Genomic DNA, 3,166 nt, shown 5'->3' on the forward strand with positions numbered 1-3,166 from the left:
TTGGCGAGCATCAGGGTCATTTTCTAAATTGACATCTGGGTCATCTAACCGAACCAACAAAGGAATTACTTCAATGTCTAAGGCTAGTCGTAACAAACTCGCTGGCCAAAGTAAATCCGGCCCAGAGCGTAGGTCGTAAAGACTGAGGTGTTCAGAGCTTCCCACTGCCAAAGGCTCTTGACTATCCTCTAAGGTCACCAATATCATAGAACGGACCCAACACATTTGTCGGGATGACACAAATTCGATGACTTCAGCGTATAAACGAGTATTGTCATGCTCTAAGCAAATAATCTGATGAGGCTGGAACTCGTAAACCAAACCCCCTGATACATCTTTATTCACCAGGCATCAATTCCTAAATTGAGTCATTACGATACAACATACTGTTCATATTACCAGTTTGGTTAACGGGGGTATTAGACCCAGATTAGGGATGACTGCATTTCAGAGGCTGTATAACTACTCATCTTTGCTATCATGTATTAATTCAACTTAGTCTCAATAGATTGAATACCATAGCATAGATTATGAAAGTCCAAGTATCGGTCGTTTTTACCAATCCCGTGGATTTCGTTAATTTTTCTCATCAGGCACTGCCTCGATTTTGCGTGGATCTACCTTTTAAACCTCGCGCTATCCCAGTTGAAGAACTGTTGCCCAACGTCCCTATGATTAATAGCAATTCAGACGATTGGACAACAGACCTGCCCTTCGAGCAAATAGAATACAAAGAAGAAGGAGCAGAGGAATATGCCCAAATGGTAGTAGTAGTGGGAATCCCACAGGATGATATGCCCTTGTTTGAAGATGTAGTTAAGTCCTATGGGGGAAAGGTTATGCCATCAGAGGGGTTGGATGTAATGGACATGTAGTGGACATGTAGTTTACACCCCATATCTTACCTATAACCTGGCTTGTAGGTCATAGAAATTCCTTGTTGATCTTGATCGAAAATTTAAGACTATCACAAAATATGTTTGAAGGAAAAATAGTCTGGAATACACAAGGAATTAAATGACGTCTGAGCAGGATAAACCTGAGGTGGCTAAAATCCTCGAACCATTTAAACCCGCATTGGCTGAGCATCTGAGCAACCCTGAGGTTGTGTTAGACGAGGTACTGGCATGGACTGGCTCTCAGCCTTTTTTGACCCAGAAGCTTTGTCAAGTTATCCTTGACTCTAAATCTCCCATCCCTGTTGGTGAAGAAGCTCTCAAAGTCGAAGAACTCGTCAACACCCACTTTGTTGAAAATTGGGAAACTCAGGAAGCCGCTGAACTTCTGCAAGATATTCGTAGTTTCTTGCTCGAAGAACAATTCCTGCGGCTGTATCAGAAGATTTTGCAAGGAGTCATCATTGCAAATGACAGTTGGGAACAAAAAGTGTTGCTCAACTCCGGTGTGGTGATTAACCAGGGGGGAAATTTAAAAGTTTCTAACCGTATTTATGAGGCTGTTTTTAATCACAGCTGGGTAGCTCAAGAGTTAGCACAGTTGACCAGTACAGACTTTTGGCTGGCATCTGAGCTGACCACAGATGCTACTGATGAAGCCATCGCCATGGCTTTTCCTAACCTACCAATTACCCCAGTTACTCAAGACCAAGATCTAACAACTGACGAGCCCAAACACCGAGATCCAACAACTGACGATTCCAAACACCGAGATCTAACAACTAACGAGCCCAACGGATTAACTTTAGTACCTTTCGAGCCATACGAAGCCACAACCTCGGCTACCCCATCAGCTAGCAGAATCCCATCACCCATTAGTTTTTGGGGTGGCTTGATCGCCTTGTTTTTAGTGATTACCTTTGGTGTATTTCAGTGTACTAGTGCTAGAAGAGCAGACGATCAACTAAAAAACCTTGCTCCTGAGGACATATGCAGACGCCAGTTTACTACCAGAAAAGAACAAATCGAGCAACTTAGAAAGATCAAGAGTCAAAATAATACTTTTCCCAAGCTATGTCAGTCAATGTTAGATAAATTGCAGTATTCCTATGCTATAGAAGAGCTAGCTAGTCAAGGTGATTTCAAGCAAGCTACTATAAATCTTTGTCAAGTATCAGATAGTTACTACCAGTTTAAACCAAAACCTCTTACACGTTTTTTCCGTCAATGGGATAGGAATAATGATAGTTATGCTAATTGGTTGAAAGACTATCTAATAAAATATGATTGTCCCGCTTCTAAATATTTGGGATAATCAATTGTTAAATTGTTAAATTGTTAAATCAGTAGTTGTGGCAATAGGCAATAGGCAATGTATTGATTTTTAGCAATAGCAATAATTTAACTAGCTAATTAATAGAAGTTAAGATTATATATTTTTTTATTTCCTACTTTTTAAGAGTTAGCTATTTACTTACTGAACTGATAATCCAGAGTTTAAGGATTGTAAAAAACCCCATCGCTACCACTGATTTCTTCTTCCAAAGATACCCTAATCCCTCGACGAGCAATTTCAAAAATAGTTAAGATAAATTCTCCCAATTGAAAATATTGGGTTTGACGGAATTGTTGACTATGGCGTTGTTTGCCGCTAATCCGCTCATTGATCTGGCTTGCATAATATAAAATTAGGCTAACTAATAGCCAACCTACTAAACTCAATAGAGCTGTTACAATGATAATAATCAGCCAGCCTAAGAACTGACACAACACTTGTAATAATGGATCGTCATATACATCAAGTTCTGAGTATAACAGAGAACTATTGCTACTAAAAATTCCTAAGGCAATCGTTCCCCAAAATCCACAGAAAAGGTGAACAGGAACCGAACCAACTGGGTCATCAATTTTCCAAACTTGTAGGAAATATTCCCCTAAAAGGACAAAAATACCGCTGATTGAGCCAATTATAAATGCACTTCTGATATCTACAAAAGCAGCTGAAGCTGTAATTCCCACCAACCCACCTAAAATGCCATTGATAATTGAGGCTAGACTGGGTTTTCCCAGGATAATTGGACTAAAAAATACGCTAGATATTCCACCAGCTGCTGCTGCCATCATGGTAATTGTGATGGTATTGCCTACATAATCGAGATCCTTTGCTGAGCCACCATTAAAACCAAACCAGCCCAGCCAGAGAATTAAGCAGCCTAAGGTGGCTAAACCCAGATTATCGGAAGAGAACTTTTCAGTCTCGAGTCCTTCAA

General features: G+C 40.2%; 3 protein-coding genes and 1 pseudogene. 2 read left to right on the plus strand and 2 right to left on the minus strand.

Features of this window, described 5'->3' with window-relative positions:
- The coding region (locus F6K52_RS34545; RefSeq protein WP_293089453.1) for a hypothetical protein at positions 1 to 345 on the minus strand (345 nt) is incomplete at its 3' end.
- Positions 346 to 530: 185 nt separating this feature from the next.
- On the opposite strand from F6K52_RS34545, the gene F6K52_RS34550 reads away from it, so the two are divergent.
- Positions 531 to 875, plus strand: coding sequence for a hypothetical protein (locus F6K52_RS34550; RefSeq protein WP_075895743.1), 345 nt, complete (start codon positions 531 to 533; stop codon positions 873 to 875).
- A gap of 142 nt (positions 876 to 1,017) precedes the next feature.
- A complete protein-coding gene (locus tag F6K52_RS34555) occupies positions 1,018 to 2,211 on the plus strand; it encodes a hypothetical protein (protein ID WP_293089455.1) in 1,194 nt (397 codons plus the stop codon).
- A gap of 182 nt (positions 2,212 to 2,393) precedes the next feature.
- On the opposite strand, the pseudogene F6K52_RS34560 reads toward F6K52_RS34555, so the two are convergent.
- Positions 2,394 to 3,166: pseudogene (locus F6K52_RS34560) on the minus strand (ammonium permease); the annotation flags it as partial.

Origin of the sequence: Moorena sp. SIO3H5 (genome assembly GCF_010692395.1) — a bacterium.
Classification (GTDB): domain Bacteria; phylum Cyanobacteriota; class Cyanobacteriia; order Cyanobacteriales; family Coleofasciculaceae; genus Moorena.

Coding starts and splice junctions, on each gene's coding strand:
- F6K52_RS34550 (WP_075895743.1), top strand. CDS start 531: ATGAAAGTCCAAGTATCGGTCGTTTTTACCAATCCCGTGGATTTCGTT.
- F6K52_RS34555 (WP_293089455.1), top strand. CDS start 1,018: ATGACGTCTGAGCAGGATAAACCTGAGGTGGCTAAAATCCTCGAACCA.